The sequence below is a fragment of the Ruminococcus sp. MSJ-25 genome (assembly GCF_018917825.1).
Taxonomy (GTDB): domain Bacteria; phylum Bacillota; class Clostridia; order Oscillospirales; family Ruminococcaceae; genus Hominimerdicola; species Hominimerdicola aceti.
Map to the genome: position 1 here is coordinate 130,785 of NZ_JAHLPI010000016.1, position 20,778 is coordinate 151,562.

Below are 20,778 nucleotides of genomic sequence, written 5' to 3' on the forward strand. Positions count from 1 at the left end.
CCGCAGGGGACGGCTGCGGCTGTCCTCTGCTTTTTTTGAACAGGGGGACGCAACTGTGAAAAAATTAATATTTGCAGCATTAGTATTATCTATGTGTATGTCATTTGCAGCTTGCGGAAGCGTTGACGAAAGCAGCGCAACGGCGGCAGAAAGCTCTCAGACAACATCTGAAGCTCAGCTTGAAAATGTAACTATCAAAATGGACTCTAGTAAGCTCCTTAGTGGCGTTGAGTTCACAGATAGCGAGCTTCTCGACAAGATAACAGAGTTCCGCACGAAAGTCATGGAAAACGCAGAAGAAAAAGAGCCGGATTCAAAGGAGTACGTTGTTGGCGGCGATTGGCTGGATATAAAATGTTCAGAGGGAACTTCTATCTACTATGAAGCAGGAGAGAGCAACTATGTCCGTATCGGCGCAAAGACCTATTACACAGGCGACGATACCGCCAAGGAATTTAAGGAATATGTCCTGAGCTTCCTTGAAAATGGCGGTTATTGGGGATAATGCCAATAAAATGTTGTTGAAAGGACTAAGAAATATGTCAAAGAAACCCATAGCACTTATCATTATGGACGGCTTCGGCTATAATCACAAGGATTACGGCAACGCTATCAGAGCTGCCAAAACACCTAATATCGACAGACTTCTTGCCAACTATCCGCACACTCTTATCGGTGCAAGCGGCATGGACGTTGGACTTCCTGAGGGACAGATGGGTAACTCAGAGGTAGGCCATACAAATATCGGTGCAGGAAGAATAGTTTATCAGGAACTTACAAGAATTACAAAGTCTATCAAGGACGGCGAATTCTTCTCAAACGAAGCTTTCACAGCGGCCGTTGAGAACTGCAAGAAGAATGACAGCGCACTCCACCTGTTCGGACTTCTTTCAAACGGCGGCGTTCATTCACATAATTCACACCTCTATGGTCTTTTGGAGCTTGCTAAGAAAGCAGGTCTTACAAAGGTATACGTTCATTGCTTTATGGACGGCAGAGATGTTCCTCCTACAAGCGGTGTTGACTTCGTAGCTGAGCTTGAAGAAAAGCTCAAGGAAATTGGTGTCGGCAAGATAGCAACAGTAATGGGACGTTACTATGCAATGGACAGAGATAACCGTTGGGAGCGTGTAGGCAAGGCTTATGACGCAATGGTATACGGCGAGGGCAATAAGGCTGATAACGCAGTTGACGCTATCAAGGCTTCCTATGCCGCTGACGTTACAGACGAGTTCGTTGTTCCTACAGTTATCGATGAGAACGGCAAGATATCCGCTAACGACAGCGTTATCTTCTTCAACTTCCGTCCTGACAGAGCAAGAGAGATAACAAGAACTCTCGTTGACGACGACTTCACAGGCTTTGAGAGAAGAAATGGCAGATTCCCACTTTACTATGTCTGCATGACACAGTATGACGCAACAATGCCAAACGTTGACGTTGCATTCAAGCCAGCAAGCCTTGAAAATACTTTCGGCGAGTATATCGCAAAGAAGGGTCTTTCACAGCTTAGAATCGCTGAAACAGAGAAGTATGCTCACGTTACATTCTTCTTTAACGGCGGCGTAGAAGCTCCTTTCGAGAACGAGGACAGAGCCCTCATCAATTCACCAAAGGTAGCAACTTATGACCTCCAGCCTGAAATGAGCGCATATCTTGTTTGCGACGAAGTTCTCAAGAGAATAGAGTCTGACAAGTATGACGCAATTATCCTCAACTATGCAAACTGCGACATGGTAGGTCACACAGGCGTGTTTGATGCAGCCGTAGCAGCAGTAGAAGCAGTTGACGAGTGCGTAGGCAAAACAGTTGACGCAGTTCTTGCAAAGGGCGGCATAGCGCTTATCACAGCAGACCACGGCAACGCAGATAAGATGATGGAAGAGGACGGCTCACCGTTCACAGCCCACACAACAAACCTTGTACCTCTTATTATCGCAGGCGCAGGCAATGTTCTTATCAGAGAGGGCGGCGTGCTTGCTGACCTTTCACCAACAATGCTCAAACTCATGGGTCTTGAGCAGCCAAAGGAAATGACAGGTAAGTCTATCATCAAGGACTAATTTCCATAAAATAATCAAGGCAGTACCGAGAAAATCGGCACTGCCTTTTTTATCTATATATGTTGTAGGGGAGCGGCGCAATTTCCGCTTTGCAGAAATACGACGTCCCGCTTTTCAACGCTGCGCATTGTATTAAAATTTGTTTGTCTGTTCCAAGTGTTTATCTATCCTATTTCAGCGGGTCAAGCCCTTTAGCCATTATGCAGTAGGTACTGCCGTATGGGTTCGGTATGGGTGGCATTCTGCTCACATGGAACTCTTTCGGCAAACCACGGCTGTCACATGGGAAATTCATGGTCACACAAGTGCCTTTGCCGATCTCGCTGCGATAACTTAGTTCACCGTCAAAACGGTCGCAAAAGCATTTTGCCAGTGCAAGCCCCAACGCCTCGCTGCTGCTGTATTTCTGGAATGTGCCAAAGGGCGTGATAGCCGCCTGCCATACATCGTCTGTCATGCCATTGCCGTTATCACTTACTGACAGTATTATCCTGTCGTCCTCAGTTTTTAGGATAAGCTCCACCTGCCGTTGTTCCTTGTCATTGTACATATATGCGTTCACAAGCAGATTTACAAGCACATTTTTAATAAGGCTTTTGTTTGTTTCAAAATAAATGCACGGGTCAATGGAGTATCTGAAAATACAGCCGTCCTCCTCAAGCAAATTGCCTTCTTCGTCGCATACCTCACCGCATATGTCTGATAGGCTCTGATATTCAGTTGTGAAATTGCCACTGAAATATTTTGCAAGTTCTGTCATGTTCACCGTTGCGGAAAATGTCTTCAGTATACGAAGCCTTGCCTCATGATCAAAATGCTCATATTCAGTGCCGGCTTTTGAAGAAAAAGAATTCTTTTGGCTGTCAAGCATCGCTAACATTTTAGAAAGCTCCATCCTTATGTTGCCGAGAAAATTCGATTTGAAGCGTAAATACCCAGACTTGTCCGAAAGACGTTCTATGTCCATGCAGGAGTAATAGTGTATGAGATAATTCGTTATAATGCCATTATCTCTCAGCGGTTCAAACCGCATTGCCGCCGAGTCTGCAAACCTGCCCTTGTATTCAAAGGTAGCTGTCTTTTCAACAGGCAGAATGAAAGCGTTTTCCGGAGTATCGCATAAAGCAGAAATATCTATAACATCAGGCAGATCGCCATGATTTTTCCAAATGACATTAAGTTCAGCGTCAGTGAGGATAATGTTTTCCTCAGACTGAGCGTATATCTCTTTCACAGAAGATGTCAGTTCCACTTTGTTAGCCTGCCTTTCATAAAGATCTCATGTAAATATTATAACCTAAACTGTCGGGGTAGTCAATAAAAAATCATCAATATTTGATCATATTTTAAAGAATTTAGCAGTGCTTTGACGGATCAGGACTCAGATGGCTTTACGGTATTGCCTTAAAGAAAAAAAGTTCTAAGTTTTTTGTAAAAACACTTGCAATGTATAGAAAAATGTAGTATAATAAGTACAGAAAAATTTTTAGGAGGTAAATTAATTATGGCAGTTAAAGTCGCAATTAATGGTTTTGGACGTATTGGACGTCTTGCATTCAGACAGATGTTTGGCGCAGAGGGCTACGAGGTAGTTGCAATCAACGACCTGACAAAGCCTTCAATGCTCGCTGATCTTCTTAAGTATGATACAGCTCAGGGCGGTTACTGTGGTAAGATCGGTGAGAACCTTCACACAGTATCAGCTGATGATGAGGCTAATACTATCACTGTTGACGGCAAGACTCTTCAGATTTATGCAGAAAAGGACGCTAAGGATTGTCCTTGGGGCAAGCTTGGTGTAGACGTAGTTCTCGAGTGCACAGGCTTCTATACATCAAAGGCTAAGAGCCAGGCTCACCTCGATGCTGGCGCTAAGAAGGTAGTTATCTCAGCTCCTGCTGGTAACGACCTTAAGACTATCGTTTACTCAGTAAACGAGAAGACACTTACAGCTGACGATACAATCATTTCAGCTGCATCTTGCACAACAAACTGTCTTGCTCCTATGGCTAATGCTCTTAACAAGTATGCTCCTATCCAGAGCGGTATCATGAGCACTATCCATGCTTACACAGGCGACCAGATGATCCTCGACGGTCCTCACAGAAAGGGTGACCTGAGAAGAGCAAGAGCTGGTGCTGCAAACATCGTTCCTAACTCAACAGGTGCTGCAAAGGCTATCGGTCTTGTAATCCCAGAGCTTAACGGCAAGCTCATCGGTTCTGCACAGAGAGTTCCAGTTCCAACTGGTTCAACAACAATCCTTACAGCAGTTGTAAAGGGTGCTGACGTAACAGTTGAAGGCATCAACGCTGCTATGAAGGCTGCATCTTCTGAGTCATTTGGCTACAACGAGGATCCAATCGTTTCTTCTGACGTTATCGGCATGAGATTTGGTTCACTCTTCGATGCTACTCAGACAATGGTATCTAAGATCGCTGATGACCTCTATGAGGTACAGGTAGTTTCTTGGTACGACAACGAGAACTCTTACACATCACAGATGGTAAGAACAATCAAGTACTTTGCTGAGCTTGCATAATCTGCACAGCCAAAACTAAATTGCTTACTAAAGACCGCTTCATTATGAGGCGGTCTTTTTTTGTATCAGTTTATAGCAATGGTGGGTAATCAACGGGCGAACAGTGTTTGCCCGTTGATCATAATTACACAAAATGTATATACCGGGTCAGTTGTTTCAATTATTTTTTCAATTTCTATTGGAAATTTTAATTGATATGGTGTATAATATTCTTGTGGTTGGTTATTCATGATACTTTAATTATACCACAAAAAAAGACTGCTGTCTTGCTTTTTGGCAAGATCGCAGCCTTTTTTCTTGGGGACTTTTTTTACAGTCCCTTTTGTCGTTCATATCAGAAACCACGTCTTCCGCCATGACCACCGCCAAAGTTCTTTCCCGAGGAGTTAGAAGTAACAATGCCGTCAATAGTCACAGTTTCCGACTGCGATCCTGCCGTAATGGTGTAAGTTTCGCCTTCTTTCAGGTCAGCGCTTGTAAACACCACGCTCTGCCAAGTCTTTGTAGGGGTAAAGCTTAAGATCTCCTTGCCGTCACTGTCAGTGATAGTCAGTTTTTCGTTTGCCGAAACTGTCGAACCAAGATCGTGCAGAACACTGTATTGTGTGGAGTTGTCACCGAAGCCTTCTTCCATTCCAACTGCACCACAGGCGATGAGCGTTCCCCCTGTTACAGTCGCAGTGCCGTTGTAGTCAAGTGCGCCGTTTCCACCGTTAGTAGGTCCGCAAACGCAAACTGTACCGCCTGCCATTGTGAAGTTGCCATTTGAGTCAAGTCCGTCGCCCTCAGCGTCAACGGTTACAGTTCCTCCGTTGATGTTAAGTTCAACTCCGTCCTGTGACGAGAATTGGTCAGCACCCATTCTGTCTGTTGATCCAGTGTCGCTTCCGCCTGCGCAGTTTATTCCGTCATCGCTTGCTACTACTGATATGGTGCCACCGTCTATTGTCACGATAGATCCCTCGATACCTTCGTAGCTCTTTGTGATGTCTACAGTGCCGTCGGATATGGTCAGTTTTCCGTTAGCGTGCATTCCGTTGTCACCCGACGCCACAGAAATGTTTCCTCCTGTTATAACAATGTTTCCGTTGCTGTGTACTGAATCGTCTGCCGAATCTATCTTGAACTCACCGCCGCTTATGTTTACCTCGCTGCCTGCCTTTAAAGCCTTTGCAGATGTTGAAGTGCTGTCCGTTGTATCTGTGTTGTCAGCCGTAGGCATTGCAGGCGGTTCGCCTCCTGTGCCGTTTCCGTTATCGTCAGGTCTGCCCATTCCGTTCGGACCACCACCACCGTTGCCCATGTTGTTCTGCCAATTTCTGTTTGGCGTGCCGTCAGACTTCATAGAAGCGTTTGCACTTCCACCTCCTGTGGTGATGTCAAAGCTTCCGCCCTCGATAGAAAGCACAGTTTCCGCCTCGAATGCGTCATTGTTTGCAACCACTGTGAAAGTGCCGCCCGTCACGCTTATAAAGCCTTTGTCAGAAGCCTCTGTGTTAGTGGATTTTATGCCGTTCGTGCCTGCGGAAATGTTGAATGTTCCGCCAGATATCTTAATGCTGTCCTTGCCCTCCATAGCGGTTGAAGCCGAGGTCACATTGATATTGCCGTCAGTGATAACAAGATCGTCCTTTGAAACTATGCCGTGCTTGTAGTTCGCATTCACAGTAAGTGTACCGCTGCCGTTTATAGTAAGGTCAGCTTTGGAGAAAATAGCACCGTCTGTGTTGCTGTCATCTTCTCCTAAAGAGTAGCTTGCACTGTCCGTCAAAACGTTCTCTGTGCCGTCCTCCAGCACGATATAAACTTTTTTAGCCTTGCTCACGAGCAGGGGAGCGTTGTCAGCACAAGTTATGTCAACTCCATTGAAAATAAGCTTTATTTCAGCCGTCTTGTCCGCTGAAACGATTATCCTGCCGTTGGTCGCTGTGCCTGAAAGAATGTAAGTGCCTGCCTGCGATATGGTAACAGTTTCCCCTTCTGAGGTCGCACCCTCACCGTCTATAGCCGCACTGCCGTCAGAAAAAGTTATCCCCACCGAGCTTTCCTCGTCATATCCAACGTCAATGTCCTCTGCCGCAATGCTTGCGTCAATGTCAGACTTTGCCGCCTGAGAAACACTGCTTGTGGTCTGTGAAGAACTTGCACTCTCTGAACAGCCTGAAAAAGCTGTGACCGTGATAAAAAATGCCGCCGTGATAGCTGCCAGCTTTTTAGTGTCCGAAATTTTCATGAAAAATACCCCCTTGTATGGTAAAAAAGGTTGAAAAAAACCGCACAAGACCGCTTTAGCCTTGTGCGGTTTTGCTTATGGATACTTTTGTTATTTTGTCAGAATGATTGTTCCTCAATGTCTGCTGCCACTGCACACATTATCTCAAGGTTGCCGTTTCTGCATCTAAGTTCGTCAATAAGCTTCTTTTCGTTAGCATCACCCTTTAGCTCAATGCGGTATTTCAGCTTGAAAAGACTTCCCATATTTGTGGTCTTTACCGAAACAAGCTCACATTCTGAAAGATACTTTTCAAATATATCGTCAAATACCTCAGTGTAATCAAGGCTTTCAGGGATAGTGATGCTAAGATCCTTGTGACCCGACTTCTTTTTGCCAATAGGCAGAAGCGTGTAAATAATGTTCAGCAGGCTCACGCACACAGCAAGCATAAGAGCCAACGCAAGGTGGTTCGTGCCCGTTGCAAGACCCACCGCCATTGAAAGGAAGATAGCGCATATGTCCATGGCACTTCCCGGTACAGAACGGAATCTTACCAAGCTGAATGCACCCATAACAGCCACGCCAGTACCGATGTTTCCGTTTACAAGCATTATCACTACTTGCACTATCACAGGCAGCAAAGCAAGCGTCATCATAAAACTTTTAGTTTTTTTCTGCTTGAAGTTGAATGCAAACGCTATTATAAGACCAAGCACCAACGAAGCCGCAGTGCAGAAAATAAATTCGTTTGTAGTTATCGCCGTCACGGTCGTTTCAGTGGTGGTCACAGTAGTAGCCGCAAGAGTAGTTGAATTAAGCACAGCTTATCACCTTACCTTTATGTATTTTTTCAGAAAATTCGTTAAGATACGCAGTTCCGTATTTTGAGAATGACGCAGGATATATCTCCAGTTCATCAAGTATAGCCGATAACCAAAGTGGCATAGCATTTGGTATCTTTATTTCCATTACCCTCACGCCGGCAGGCAGAAGCTCTTTTCCCCAAATGCCCTTGTCAAGCTCCTTTTGCTCCTCACGGTAAAGAATGTGCGTGTCAAATGTCAGCCTAAGGGACAGGTCTTCTGCACCGCAGTAAGCGAGTCTGTCATAACTCAGATACATTGCAGGAGCAATGCCCTCATAGAATTTGAGAAAGTATTTCAGCTCGTTCTCTATCTGCGGACTTCTGTGAGGTATATCTCTGCCTGCAAAGAAGTCACGGGACTGTGCAAGGGTCATTTCAATACGCCTCTTGTAGACCACACCCTTGTATTTCTTTTTAAGCTCCACAAAGACCATGTCTTCATCATTAGGTACGCCGTAGCTCCTCACTCTCAGCTTTTCCTTGTAAACAGGCTTTTCAATGGAGCTTCTTACAAGCTGATGACTTGGTGTGTCATAATATATGTTGCAAATAGTGCTTTTGTAATATCTGTCTTTGACAAAATACCCATCGAGCTTTTTTATAAGCTTTTCATAAGTCGGTTCATCAACGATATATTTTTTCTCTATTCGTCTGAACACTTCCTGACTGCCATTCATATCCACGCCTCTTTTCGTGATTTTTTCGTATGTCTTGTGTAAACTTTCCTTTGATTAAAAGTATATATGAATAACTTTAAATATAGCTAAACCTTATATGTATTTTGTGTAAAAGTTTATGAATATTGCAAAATACCTTATATTTATATACAAAAAACGGGTGAACTTCTGTCCACCCGTGGAAATTATTTTGCACTATATTATTCCGCAATAGCCTTGTGGAAGATTTTCTTACCCTTTTTGATAACAACAGGCTCAGAGAGATCAACAAGACCCTTAGGGTCAGTGAATTTCTCGCCATTCACCGCAATGCCGTTCTGTGTAACAAGACGTCTAGCCTCGCCATTTGAAGGGCAAAGTCCGCACTTAACAAGAAGCGTAAGAATACCTATCTTGCCGTCAGTCAGATCAGCCGCCGCAATAGTCGTGCTAGGCATATCGTCGCTGTTTCCACCGCCAGCAAAAATAGCCTTTGCCGCAGCGTCAGCCTTGTCAGCCTCCTCCTTGCCGTGAACAAGCTTTGTCAGCTCGTAAGCCAAAAGCTCCTTAGCCTTGTTGTATTCAGCGCCCTCCATGTGTTTCTCCATTTCCTCTATCTCCTCGATAGGAACGAATGTGAGCATCTTCAGGCACTTGATAACATCAGCGTCACCAACGTTTCTCCAGTACTGATAGAACTCGTATGGAGAAGTTTTTTCAGGGTCGAGCCATACCGCACCCTTTTCTGTCTTGCCCATTTTCTTGCCCTCAGAGTTGAGCAGGAGAGTGATAGTCATTGCATAAGCGTCCTTGCCAAGCTTCTTTCTGATAAGCTCAGTGCCGCCCAGCATATTAGCCCACTGATCGTCACCGCCGAACTGCATATTACAGCCGTAATCCTGGAAAAGTCTGTAGAAATCGTAGGACTGCATTATCATGTAGTTAAATTCAAGGAAAGTAAGACCCCTTTCCATTCTCTGCTTGTAGCACTCGAATGTAAGCATCTTGTTTACAGAGAAGCAAGCGCCAACGTCACGAAGTACGTCCACATAATTAAGGTCGAGCAGCCAATCGCCATTGTTTACGATAATAGCCTTGTCATCAGAAAAATCAATGAAGTGTGACATCTGCTTTTTGAAACATTCAACATTGTGGTGGATAGTTTCCTTTGTCATCATTTTTCTCATATCTGTTTTGCCTGACGGGTCGCCTATCATAGCCGTACCGCCGCCTATAAGAACGATAGGCTTGTTGCCTGCCATTTGCAAACGCTTCATAAGGCAAAGTGCCATAAAGTGACCAACGTGGAGTGAATCAGCGGTCGGGTCAAAGCCGATGTAGAAAGTAGCCTTACCAGCGTTGATAAGCTCCTTTATTTCCTCCTCATCAGTAAGCTGAGCGAGAAGACCTCTTCTTTTCAGTTCTTCAAATACTGTCATTTTTCATACCTCCGTATTATTTTTTTGCGGTACATAAATAAAAAATCCTCTGACAGAATATCTGTCAGAGGACGAATTATCGTGGTACCACCTCAGTTTATCGGGAAACTCCCGACCTTACAGGCTCAGCAGAAAGCGAAGCCATAGCACGGTAACGTGTGCAAACCGTTTCGCCTTACGCAAAAGCTTTCTCAGCGAACAGCTCAGGAATGTATTCACACTTTGTAGAAATGCTTTCTCGCACCGACCGAAAGCTCTCTGAAATTTCGCAAAAGGCTACTTATTTCCGTCATAGCATTTAAACCTATTGATATGACTATAGCACACTTTCACCCTTTTGTCAACCCCCTTTTTGTTAGAAGTGAGGAATGAGGAGTGAGGAATGAGGAATGAAGGTATCGCCTGCGGCGATGATTATTGTAGGGGACGACGCCCTCGGCGTCCCGCTCGGAGGTGCGAGGCTTGAATTTTCACAAACTATGCCGGCGTATAAAGACGGGCGACCTTTTTGCCCCTGCATTATCCCCCACTTTTTTAAAGAATTAACTTATTCGTCTACAAATGTACAAAAACATATGATATAATAAAATTTATATAATTTTATTTAGTTGGGAGATAGAAAAATGCTGAAGCTTTTTAGGTATCTGAAAAACTATAAAAAAGAAAGCATAATCGGTCCGCTGTTCAAGCTTATCGAAGCCTGCTTCGAGCTTGCAGTGCCGCTCGTTATGGCTAATATCATTGACGTGGGTATAAAAAATCAAGATAAGCCCTATATCTATAAAATGGGTGGCGTGCTGATATTGCTTGCATTCTGCGGACTTGCGTGTTCACTGACCGCACAGTATTTCGCCGCAAAAGCGTCCCTAGGCTTTGGAACAGCCCTCCGACGTGACCTTTTCAAGCATATCAATTCACTGTCCTATGCGGAAATAGACAGCGTTGGAAGCCATACCCTCGTCACAAGAATGACAGCGGATATCAATACCGCTCAGCAGGGTGTGAATATCCTCCTTCGACTGTTTCTTCGTTCGCCTTTTATAGTGCTTGGCTCAATCATAATGGCATTCTCTATCTCAGTGAAGCTTACCCTTATCTTCCTGATAATCGCCCCTTGCCTTGCCTATGTCATCTATCTTATAATGCACATCACTATACCGCAGTATAAGAATATCCAGAAAAAACTGGATAAAACTAACCTTATGACAAGCGAAACTCTCACAGGCGCAAGAGTTATCAGAGCCTTTTCCCGTCAGAAAGACGAGGAAAAAGAGTTCGCTGATAATACCGAAGAACTTAGACGCCAGCAGATTATTGCAGGAAGAATTTCCGCCCTTATGAACCCTGCCACCTATGTTATCGTAAACTTCGCTATCATCGCTATCATTTGGTTTGGTGGCAAAACAGTTTATTCAGGCTCTATCTCACAGGGCGAAGTGATAGCCCTTGTAAACTATATGAACCAGATACTTTTGGCACTCCTCGCTATGGCTATCCTTGTTACCAATATCACCAAAATGCAGGCTTCCGCTATCAGAATAAATGACGTTTTCGCTGTGGAGCCAAGTGTATCCGATAAGGATAATAAGCCTGTCGCAACTGACGGTAATGCCCCATGCGTAGAGTTTAGGAACTGTTTCTTCTCGTACGCATCAGCCGAAGCCGACTCTCTTTCGGATATAAGCTTCAAAGCCATGAAAGGCGAAACTATCGGTATAATCGGCGGTACAGGCTCAGGCAAGACCTCTCTTATCAACCTTATACCAAGATTTTATGACGTCCGTCAGGGCGAAGTCCTTGTTGACGGCGTTGACGTAAAAGAGTACCCATTCTCACAGCTCAGAGGTATGATAGGCATCGTCCCTCAGAAAGCCGTACTCTTTAAGGGTACTATAAGACACAATATGCAGTGGCGTGATAAAAACGCCACGGACGAGGATATCTGGAACGCTCTTGATATCGCTCAGGCGAAAGATTTTGTTGAGAAAAAGCCTGATAAGCTTGACGAAATGATCTTGCAGGAGGGCAAAAACCTCTCAGGCGGTCAACGTCAAAGACTTACCATTGCAAGAGCATTGGTGGGCGACCCTGAGATACTCATTCTTGATGACTCAGCCTCCACCCTTGACCTTGCCACAGATGCAAGACTAAGAAAAGCTATCCACGAAAAAACAAGCGGTATGACCGTTTTCATAGTTTCACAGAGGATCTCATCTATAAAAAGTGCCGATAAGATAATTGTTCTTGACGATGGCAAAATAGCAGGTATCGGCACTCATTCAGAGCTTTATAACGGCTGCGAGGTATATAAAGAAATATGCCTTTCACAGCTTTCAGAAAAGGAGGCGCAGGCAAATGGCTAAACAAAGCACAAAAAACAAGCTTGATACCTCAGCTCTCAGACCGCTTCTCAAATACGCAAAACCGCATATGTGGCTGTTCATACTGTCCATGGTCTTTGCGGTCATAGCAGTTGCCACCACACTTTATGCACCTATCCTCGTCGGCAACGCTGTTGACCTTATCATAGCCGAGGGACTTGTAGATTTTGACGGAATTATCAATATCATCATCAAGCTTGGCGTAACAGTCACCGTAACAGGCATTGTCCAGTGGCTCATGTCACTTTGTACAAATAAGATAACCTATTGCGTGGTAAGAGATATCCGAAATGACGCCTTTGCAAAACTGCAAAAGCTACCCCTTTCTTATATCGACTCCCACCCTCACGGTGATATAATCAGCCGTATAATCTCCGACTTGGAGCAGGTGTCAGACGGACTTCTTATGGGCTTTTCACAGCTCTTTACAGGCGTATGTACAATTTTTGGTACACTTGGCTTCATGCTCTCTATCAACGTGAAAATAACCCTTATCGTGGTTATCCTCACTCCGCTTTCCCTATTTGTCGCAAGATTTATCGCCAAGAACACATTCAAGCTTTTCCACCAGCAGTCAGTTGCAAGAGGCGACATGACCAGCCTTGTTGAGGAAATGACAGGCAATCAGAAGGTAGTAACAGCATTCGGCTATCAGGAAGAAGCTGAGGAGCAGTTTGAAGAAGTGAACCTGAAACTCCAGAAAGTTGGACTTAACGCCACATTCTTCTCCTCACTCACCAACCCATGCACACGTTTTGTAAACAACCTCGTCTACATGGCTGTCGGTATCGTGGGCGCACTCTCCGTAATAAAAGGCGTTGGCTTTACAGTTGGTAACCTTAGCTGTTTCCTCACCTATGCAAATCAGTATACAAAGCCTTTCAATGAAATATCAGGAGTTATCACCGAGCTTCAAAGTGCATTTGCTTCTGCAAAGCGTGTCTTTGAGGTCATAGACGAAACAGAGGAGATACCTGACAGCTCTAACGCTACTGTCCTTACCTCCGTTGACGGCACATTAGACGTTGACAACGTGTCCTTCAGCTATGTGCCTGATGTGAAGCTTATCGAAAATTTTAACCTTCATGTAAAGAGCGGTCAGCGTACAGCTATTGTAGGACCAACAGGCTGTGGCAAGACCACCATGATAAACCTCCTTATGAGATTTTACGACACCGACAGCGGCGAGATACGCATAAGCGGCGAGCCTATAAAGGATTGTACCCGTGACTCCATGAGAAGTATGTACGGCATGGTCTTGCAGGAAACGTGGCTGAAAACAGGCACCATAAGAGAAAACCTCTGCTACGGCAAGCCTGACGCCACCGATGAAGAAATGATAGCCGCCGCCAAGTCAGCCCATTGTCACGGCTTTATAAAGCGTCTGCCAAAGGGCTATGATACCGTTATTTCAGACAGCTACAGCACTATCTCCGCAGGACAGAAACAGCTTCTCTGTATCGCACGAGTAATGCTCTCTCTGCCGCCAATGCTCATTCTGGACGAAGCTACATCGTCTATAGATACCCGTACGGAGATATTGGTACAGCGTGCCTTTGAGAAAATGATGAAGGGCAGAACGAGCTTTATAATCGCCCATAGACTTTCTACTATCAAGAACGCAGATACTATCATAGTAATGGATTCGGGACACATAGTAGAGCAGGGAAGTCATGATGAGCTTATGGCAAAGAACGGCTTCTATGCCAATCTCTATAACTCACAGTTTGCTGTGACCTGATCCCAGCGTTTGTTTATAAAAACCTGATGTAGGGGCGGCCTTTGGTCGCCCTTTTGTATTTTGCACTATTTTTTATCCCGTTCGTCTTTTCGATTCCTCCATTACCCCACCCTTATTTTTATCATAAAAATTATTGACTTTTATCTTAAAATTGTTGTATAATGTTATATATTTCACGGGATATACACAATCGTGTTTTATAATGTATAGTAACGAAAACCTAAGGAGTGCCTATGTTCGGATATGTCCGCCCTTTCAAACCCTATATGCGAATGTTTGAATATGATATCTATAAAGCTGTCTACTGCGGACTCTGTAAGGATATGGGCAGACGCTATGGCTTTGTGACACGCTTTACCCTTAGTTACGATTTCGCATTTCTCTCCCTTATGGATCTCTCTGTGAGGGGAGTGAAGCTTGACGCAGAAAAGCAACGTTGCATCGCACACCCTCTTAAAAAGACCATGTGCGCAAAGTGTACCTGCAATCTTAAATATACGTCCTCAGCCGCCGTGATACTCACATATCATAAGCTCCGTGACGATATAGCCGATAAAGGGCTAAAAGGCAAGCTTGCCGCATTTGCACTTCTGCCTTTTTTCAAAAAGCCCTATAAGAAAGCGGCTCGCCTTTATCCGGATCTTGCCCCTGCCGTTGAAAACGCCATGGAATTGCAAAATAAAATAGAGCGTGAAAAAACAGCAGGCATAGACCTTGCCTGCGAGCCTACCGCACTTATGATGCAAGCCGTTGCAGGAAATCTTTGCACCAGGCAGGACGAACGCCGACCGCTCCTTGAACGATTCGGCTACCTCCTCGGCAGATTTATCTATATCTGCGACGCTCTTGACGACCTGCCAGACGACCACGAGAGTGAAAGCTACAATCCGCTCCTTACAAAATTTCCACCCGCCGAGGGCATAAATGCGGACTATCTCAAAAAAGTTCACGCCTTTTGTGATGACAGCATAAACTTCACCCTGGGTGAAATGGCAGATATCTATGTGAAACTTGATCTTAAAAGATATCGTGATATACTTGATAATATCGTGTATCTTGGACTTAAAAATGTCTATACTCAAATAAGAAACGGAAAATTCCGCAATAACAGGAAAGGAAATAATGATCAATGATCTCCAAAGACCCTTATAAAATTTTAGGTGTATCCCCAACAGCTTCAGACGCTGAAATAAAATCAGCTTATAAAGAGCTTGTGAAAAAATATCACCCCGACCAGTATCAGGATAACCCCCTAGCTGACGTAGCTGAGGAGAAAATGTCCGAGATAAACGCCGCCTACGATCAGATCATGACTTCAAGACGTGGGGGTGGAAGCTCCTATAATTCCGCAGAAAGCGGCTATGACGGCTATGCCTCTTCACAGGGCTTTGACTCAGGCTATATCAGAAGCCTTATCCAAAGCGGAAGTTACACACAGGCAGATCAGATACTTGATAACGTGTCCGCCTCGGAAAGAAATGCCGAGTGGTATTTTCTCAAAGGCACTATCTGCCACCGCAGAGGCTGGCTCAACGAGGCTTATAACAACTTCACAAGAGCCGTCCAGCTCGACCCAAATAACATGGAGTATCAAAGCGTGTTAGCCCAGATGAACAGACAGCGAAGCGGCTATATGAGCGGCAACCCGACTCAGGGCTACCAAGCAGGCGGCATGAGCGGCCCTGACTGCTGTTCCTCACTTTGCTGTGCAGACTGCTGCTGTGAAATGATGGGCGGCGACCTTATACCGTGCTGCTAAAGACCCATGAGAAATAAAATAGCTTTTCGAGTGGCACTTGGCGGCATATGCTCTGCTGTCTGCCTGCTTTTGATGTTTTCGAGCAGCTTTTTGCCCATGCTCGATTATACTATCCCTACCTTCGCCGGCTTCATGATGGTTGTGATGATAGTGGAGGTGGATAAAAACTGGGCGATAGCCACCTATTGTGCAGTGAGCCTGCTGAGCATTTTCGTGACCCCAAATTACGAAGCGACCCTGCTTTTCATATTGTTCATGGGGTATTATCCAATACTTAAATATTATCTCGACCAAAAGAAAAACCGCCTGTTGGTGTGGGCAATAAAGCTCGCAGTGTTCAATGTGGCGATAGTCATCTTCTTTTTGGCATTTCAGTATATCTTTACTTCGGTAGATATGCTGGAGGGCATGGAGATGTTTGGCAAGTATGCCGTGCTTGTTCTGTGGGCGGCGGCAAACCTGTTTTTCTTTATTTATGACTATGCCCTCACACAGTTGACAGATATGTACATAAATTGGTTTAGGAAAAAAATACTCAGAAGAAAATGACGGTGACGTTTTTATGAACGAAGAACAAGAGAAAGAAATATTAAACGAGGCGAAAATACAAACTGCAAGGCACAAGAAAAAAATACAGATAATAAGCCTTGTTGCAATAATAGCGGTCATAGCAATGGCTACAGTGGCGTGTATACCTCTTATAAAAGCGCTTCACAGCGAGGCAGGCATTGCGGCCTTGGAGCGTAAACTAGATAACTACAGTGGCATTGTGGGAGTGCTTATCTTTACTTTCATACAAGCTCTTCAAGTGGTCATAGCGGTCATACCGCCTATACAAGTGGTGGGTGGAGTGCTGTTCGGCTGGTTCTGGGGCGGTTTGCTATCATTCTTAGGTACGCTCCTTGGCACAATGGCAATATTCGTGCTTGTGAAAAAATTTGGCAGACCGATAGTGGAAGCCTTTGTTGACGAGAAACAGCTAAAAAAATTCAAATTCCTGCAAAATGAGAAAAAGCTAACCGTTATCCTTATAATCCTCTATCTCATACCGGGAATACCCAAGGACGTTATCTCATATATCGTCCCCCTGACTCCCATAAGCAAGAAGGATTTTTTCTATTATGTCATGCCTTGCAGACTTCCGGCAATAATGCTCTCCACGATTTTGGGGAGCAATGTAAAAAGCGGCAACTTCACAGTTGCACTTGTGGTGCTTGGAGTAGCTCTCGTAGCAGGTATCGTTGGCTTTTTGTTTAAAGATGTTATAGTGAATAAAATGAAACAACATAAGAAGAACAAATAAGTAAAGTTGCACAAAGTTGAGTTTAGATGAAAAAAATATAAAAAAGTGCTTGACAAAAGGCTCTTGTAGTGGTATAATAAATATCGTTGATTGAGCGGTAAGCTTGAAAGACCACCAAAAAAGCCTGGTCAGGCAGTATGCGGGTGTAGTTCAGTGGTAGAACTCCAGCCTTCCAAGCTGGTCATGTGGGTTCGATTCCCATCACCCGCTCCAATATATCTTAAACTTTTATCCGAGTTTGAGATATTGATGAGTACAGTATGCGTCATTAGCTCAGTTGGATAGAGCAACCGCCTTCTAAGCGGTAGGTCACTGGTTCGAATCCAGTATGGCGTACCATTAAACTCGTTCCAGATGAAAATCTGCTGCGAGTATTTTCTTCTAATATGTATGGTGGGTATAGCGTAGCTGGCCTAACGCGTCAGTTTGTGGCACTGAAGACCGTGAGTTCGAATCTCACTACCCACCCCACTGAATACGTTCTGCGTTAAGCAGAGCGTATTTTTTTGTTTACATATCGCAGGGCGACCTTTGGTCGCTCGTTTTTTTATGTACCACCGACAATGACCTATATCCTAACGACTTGGATCATTATATCCCACCTGCAAATAGACAGAAAAAGGGCGGCAACTTAAAAGCTGCCGCCCCGATCCAGAGGTTATATATTTTATAAAGCGAAATTTTTGTTGTAAACAGCCTCGGCTATCCTGAATGTTTCGTCATCAAGTGCAGGAACAGCGTCAGCAGTGATCAAGGCTGCACCTCTCTCAAAAGCGTCCTCCGCAATGCCATCGGCACCATGCTGAATAACAACGCTTCTTAACTCAGAGCAATCCACGAAAGCCTTTGCACCAAGCTTCTTTACAGATGATGGGATAACAACTTCTCTCAAAGTCTTACAGCCACGGAAAGCCTCGCTTCCAACATACGCGATCTTGCCTGATATTCTCACCGTCTTAACTACAGTATTCTGAGCAAACGCTCTCTTGCCTATCCTGCTAACGGAATCAGGAAGATAAACGCTCTCGAGCTTCTCACAAAGTGCAAATGCACACTCGCCTATCTTTCTTACAGATCCTGCGAACTCAACCTTTTTCAGGGTAGAGCAGCCGAAGAATGCGTAGTCGCCAACAGACTCGATTCCAAATGGTATAGAGATCGCTTCCAGACCTGAGCAGAATGTGAAAGCATTCTCTGCGATCTCGATCATAGCTGACGGTATCTCAAGCTCTCTCAGAGAAATGCAGTTCTGGAAAGCTCCGTTTCCTATGGAAACTATATTTTCATTAAGATAAATTTCTTTCATTGAAGAGCAGAAACCGAATGCAGACTCACCGATCTCTCTTACGCTCTCGGGTAGGTCAACTCTCTCCAAACTGTCGCAATTGTAGAATGTGAATGGCAGTATCCTTTCCACACCATCAGGTATAGTCGCAAATCTCAGAGATTCACAACCGCAGAATGCCATCTCACCAATAAACCTTACGCTCTCAGGTATAGTCACATTCACCAGTGAACAGCATTTGTAAAATGCTTTTCTTCCGATGACCGCAACGTCCTTTGAGATAACAGCACATTTAAGGTCATAAAGATGTGCGAAAGCACCGCCTGCAACAGCTATGACCTTTTTGCCGCGAAGCTCAAAAGGAAGCTCCAGCACTTCGATATGGCTGTCACCGCAGTATCCAGTGATAATACACATATCGTCAGCCGTAACATATTTAAAACAGCCCGAGATCTTCTCGCTGCTGATACTGCTGCTTGCAGTTACACCAACGCTCTCAAGTGCTTTTTTGAAACCATTGTCGCCCATAAAATTAATGTTTTTCATCAGCGTGACCTCCATTATACCCACTATAAATATATACCTCGTAACTGAACTTAAACGTTTTCTGTATTTTCTAATGAAATTATACTACAGTAAACTATGTTTGTCAATGGTATTCGCAATATTTTATTTATAAAAAATTAATTTTCAGAACTTTTTCACTGATTGTGAACGGCTTTTTTGTCACTTTTCACAATTAATTTACGCAAAATAATTTTAGTTTTCACATATCGTTCTCAACCTTTGAGAATACTGTAACTTTATGGCAGCAAACGTTTTCGCAAATGATGCAAAAGACTAATACCAGTTTATAGAATTTGCTTGATTAAATCGACCAAACCATAAGATGATGTTTTTCTTATATTTGTAAGATTGTCATAAATTATATTTATATAATATTAATAAAAAATGATATGATGTTCATAATAATGCAAGAAATCGCCAACAGCTGCATTAAAATAGGAGATTTGTATACTAACAATAAACAGAAACGTATAATACTGCCATAAGTGTTTACAAAATAGAAACTTAATTATTACAGATTGTAATAATTAACGATGTATAATAATATACATGAAATCGTATAAGTACATGAATACAAAAACTGGAAAGGACTGATCCGTTATCAACATAATAAGAAAAATAACAGCAGTGATAATTTCATCAGTTATAATGATAAGCTTTGTGGCATTTGCACCGCAGGGATCCGCTAAGACTTATGTGAATGTTATAACAGCTTCTGCTGCCGACTCGATGACAAAACCTGTTTTGATAAAAAGACAAGCGTATTCAAACAAAATAGAAGCAGGAGTAAAAAATCTCACCAGCTTTTCCTCAAAGACTACATTTGAGGTCTATGTAAACGGACGCTATGTAAGAAAATATACATGGCAGGCACTTAAAAAGGATAACTATATAAATATAACCGATGACGGCAAGCTTTATCTTAAAGCTTCCACAAAATATAAAGTCACTGTCAAAGCGGTAAACGGCAGTGCCAAGTCAGAGTCGTCGATCCTCAACGTAAAGACAGCAGCAAAAACATACTATTATATAGATAAAAACGTTCAGCTTTATAGCTTTAAAAACGGTAGGTTCAAGAAATCCTCAAAAACAAAAGCCTCTGTGGCTGTGTCGGGTACTCTCACTACCGATAAAAATAAGCGTGTGGCAGGTCAGAGCAAGAATATCGGCGGAGCAAATTATGTCCTTATCAATGAAGGCGATCATAAAGGTAAGTACGTCAAGGTAGGAAAAGGTGTGAAGCGTACACCAGAGAGAAAAGCAAGAATAAAAACAGCCGTTGATTATGCCGCAAGCATGAACGGCGGAAGATATGTTTGGGGCGGAACAAAGTATAAGGCAACGGACTGCTGTGGATTGACAATGCAAGCCTATAGAAAAGCCGGTGTGAATATGTATAACAGCGTATATTCGCAGGCGAAAATGGGAAAAGCAGTGTCTTTGAAGAATATAGAAGCAGGCGACCTGATAATCTGTAATAACTATGGCCATGTAGCGATGTATATAGGCGGCGGAAAAATAGTCCATGCTATGAGTACATATTATGGGATCAGAATACAGCCTCTTGCAAATATCAAGTATTGCGGAAAGATAAACACTATCAGGAGAATACTGTAAAGCGAAGCGATTTTGCGGCATAACAAACTGTCGAATAACTGTAGGGGCGACCTTTGGTCGCCCGCTTGGTTTCATAGCACTGTATCGGTAAGTTTCAAATGTAAATGTATACACAATTTTTCCTTGACAATCTCGCTGACCAGTGTTATAATAAAAAAGCAGAAAAACTGCGAAAAATCGAATAAAGTTTGCAGGGGGACCCAAGCGAAAACGCTGGGTTGAGAAGGTAAAACCTGACCCTTTGAACCTGTTGGTCAATACCAGTGTAGGAAGCAATTTGTGTAAATTTACCTCCTGCATGGTCAGGAGGTTTTTTGTTTCCCCTTTTCCATAAGAAAGGAATAA

General features: G+C 43.8%; 16 protein-coding genes, 3 tRNA genes, 1 riboswitch and 1 other annotated feature. Of the genes, 13 read left to right on the forward strand and 6 right to left on the reverse strand.

Translation table 11 applies throughout. The annotated features are described in order from the left end of the window. Positions 1-55 precede the first annotated feature (55 nt). Positions 56-505, forward strand: coding sequence for a hypothetical protein (locus KQH97_RS06540; protein ID WP_216553572.1), 450 nt, complete (start codon positions 56-58; stop codon positions 503-505). Positions 506-539: 34 nt separating this feature from the next. Then, positions 540-2,063 carry a 2,3-bisphosphoglycerate-independent phosphoglycerate mutase gene (gene gpmI, locus KQH97_RS06545; RefSeq protein ID WP_022287440.1) on the forward strand — a complete coding sequence of 508 codons (1,524 nt, stop codon included), beginning with the start codon at positions 540-542 and terminating at the stop codon, positions 2,061-2,063. A gap of 169 nt (positions 2,064-2,232) precedes the next feature. On the opposite strand, the gene KQH97_RS06550 is transcribed toward gpmI, so the two are convergent. Next, entirely contained in the window at positions 2,233-3,315 is a 1,083-nt protein-coding gene (locus KQH97_RS06550; RefSeq protein ID WP_216553574.1) for a HAMP domain-containing sensor histidine kinase, read from the reverse strand. Between the two features lie 252 nt (positions 3,316-3,567). Here KQH97_RS06550 and gap point away from each other — a divergent pair, with 252 nt between their 5' ends. Then, complete coding sequence (gene gap, locus KQH97_RS06555) at positions 3,568-4,605, forward strand: type I glyceraldehyde-3-phosphate dehydrogenase (RefSeq protein ID WP_022287438.1); 1,038 nt, start codon at positions 3,568-3,570, stop codon at positions 4,603-4,605. A 334-nt stretch (positions 4,606-4,939) separates the two neighbouring features. On the opposite strand, the gene KQH97_RS06560 is transcribed toward gap, so the two are convergent. From KQH97_RS06560 to tyrS, 4 genes are all read right to left on the reverse strand, one after another. Then, positions 4,940-6,838, reverse strand: a complete 1,899-nt coding sequence (locus tag KQH97_RS06560) for a carbohydrate-binding domain-containing protein (RefSeq protein WP_216553576.1) — start codon at positions 6,836-6,838, stop codon at positions 4,940-4,942. Positions 6,839-6,936: 98 nt separating this feature from the next. Continuing rightward, positions 6,937-7,641: a DUF4956 domain-containing protein gene (locus KQH97_RS06565; RefSeq protein ID WP_367614661.1), complete on the reverse strand. Its 705-nt coding sequence runs from the start codon at positions 7,639-7,641 to the stop codon at positions 6,937-6,939. Beyond that, positions 7,634-8,362: a polyphosphate polymerase domain-containing protein gene (locus KQH97_RS06570; RefSeq protein ID WP_216553578.1), complete on the reverse strand. Its 729-nt coding sequence runs from the start codon at positions 8,360-8,362 to the stop codon at positions 7,634-7,636. Before KQH97_RS06570 ends, KQH97_RS06565 begins: the two co-directional genes overlap by 8 nt. Positions 8,363-8,562: 200 nt before the next feature. After that, entirely contained in the window at positions 8,563-9,780 is a 1,218-nt protein-coding gene (gene tyrS / locus KQH97_RS06575; protein ID WP_216553580.1) for a tyrosine--tRNA ligase, read from the reverse strand. 64 nt (positions 9,781-9,844) lie between these two features. Continuing rightward, positions 9,845-10,082 (reverse strand) — a binding site (T-box leader). Between the two features lie 321 nt (positions 10,083-10,403). On the opposite strand from tyrS, the gene KQH97_RS06580 reads away from it, so the two are divergent. The 9 genes from KQH97_RS06580 (at position 10,404) to KQH97_RS06620 (ending at position 17,435) form a co-directional block, all read left to right on the forward strand. Then, entirely contained in the window at positions 10,404-12,143 is a 1,740-nt protein-coding gene (locus KQH97_RS06580) for an ABC transporter ATP-binding protein (protein ID WP_216553582.1), read from the forward strand. After that, a complete protein-coding gene (locus KQH97_RS06585) occupies positions 12,136-13,902 on the forward strand; it encodes an ABC transporter ATP-binding protein (protein WP_216553584.1) in 1,767 nt (588 codons plus the stop codon). Before KQH97_RS06580 ends, KQH97_RS06585 begins: the two co-directional genes overlap by 8 nt. Positions 13,903-14,135: 233 nt before the next feature. Next, entirely contained in the window at positions 14,136-15,035 is a 900-nt protein-coding gene (locus KQH97_RS06590) for a DUF5685 family protein (protein ID WP_216553586.1), read from the forward strand. After that, complete coding sequence (locus KQH97_RS06595; RefSeq protein WP_216553588.1) at positions 15,032-15,661, forward strand: DnaJ domain-containing protein; 630 nt, start codon at positions 15,032-15,034, stop codon at positions 15,659-15,661. Before KQH97_RS06590 ends, KQH97_RS06595 begins: the two co-directional genes overlap by 4 nt. Positions 15,662-15,667: 6 nt before the next feature. Beyond that, positions 15,668-16,210, forward strand: coding sequence for a hypothetical protein (locus KQH97_RS06600; protein WP_046439958.1), 543 nt, complete (start codon positions 15,668-15,670; stop codon positions 16,208-16,210). A gap of 13 nt (positions 16,211-16,223) precedes the next feature. Beyond that, the gene (locus KQH97_RS06605) at positions 16,224-16,964 is read left to right on the forward strand and encodes a TVP38/TMEM64 family protein (protein WP_117896704.1); all 741 of its coding nucleotides are present in this window, start codon (positions 16,224-16,226) and stop codon (positions 16,962-16,964) included. Between the two features lie 139 nt (positions 16,965-17,103). Then, positions 17,104-17,177 (forward strand) — tRNA-Gly (locus KQH97_RS06610). Between the two features lie 49 nt (positions 17,178-17,226). Beyond that, a tRNA-Arg gene (locus KQH97_RS06615) sits at positions 17,227-17,303 on the forward strand. 54 nt (positions 17,304-17,357) lie between these two features. After that, positions 17,358-17,435 (forward strand) — tRNA-His (locus tag KQH97_RS06620). Between the two features lie 196 nt (positions 17,436-17,631). On the opposite strand, the gene KQH97_RS06625 is transcribed toward KQH97_RS06620, so the two are convergent. Then, positions 17,632-18,795, reverse strand: a complete 1,164-nt coding sequence (locus KQH97_RS06625) for a leucine-rich repeat domain-containing protein (RefSeq protein WP_216553590.1) — start codon at positions 18,793-18,795, stop codon at positions 17,632-17,634. 648 nt (positions 18,796-19,443) lie between these two features. Here KQH97_RS06625 and KQH97_RS08895 point away from each other — a divergent pair. Further along, complete coding sequence (locus KQH97_RS08895) at positions 19,444-20,433, forward strand: C40 family peptidase (RefSeq protein WP_216553592.1); 990 nt, start codon at positions 19,444-19,446, stop codon at positions 20,431-20,433. A 182-nt stretch (positions 20,434-20,615) separates the two neighbouring features. After that, positions 20,616-20,722: riboswitch (TPP riboswitch) on the forward strand. The last annotated feature ends 56 nt before the right edge of the window (positions 20,723-20,778 follow it).